General features: G+C 63.1%; 1 protein-coding gene. It reads left to right on the forward strand.

Translation table 11 applies throughout. The annotated features are described in order from the left end of the window. A partial coding sequence (locus L981_RS34310; RefSeq protein ID WP_156134325.1) for a fibronectin type III domain-containing protein occupies positions 1-396 on the forward strand: 396 nt, incomplete at both ends.

The raw sequence follows: 396 nt of genomic DNA on the forward strand, positions 1-396 counted from the left end.
ACTTCACGCCACCCGTCAACAATGGCGGCGGGGCGATCACCGAGTACGTCGTAACGTCGTCCCCACATGGAAAGACCGGCGTCGGTACCCAAAGCCCGATCTCCGTAACCGGTCTGTCGAGCGGCATGCCCTACACCTTCACTGTGACTGCAAAGAACGCCGCGGGTGTTGGTCCGTCGTCATCGCCGTCGCAGGCGGTGGTGCCGAGAAACTTCCAGACGATCGACTTCAACCCAGGGCCACAGACGTTCGGCACGACGCCTCTATTGTCGGCGATGAATACCTCGGGGCTCCCGGTCGTGTTCAGTTCGGCGACGCCCGGTGTCTGCGCCGTGACGCCACCCGGCGAATTGACGTTCCATTCCGCGGGCACCTGCACCATCAATGCCGACGCAG

Origin of the sequence: Ensifer sp. ZNC0028 (genome assembly GCF_000799055.1) — a bacterium.
Classification (GTDB): Bacteria; Pseudomonadota; Alphaproteobacteria; order Rhizobiales; family Rhizobiaceae; genus Ensifer.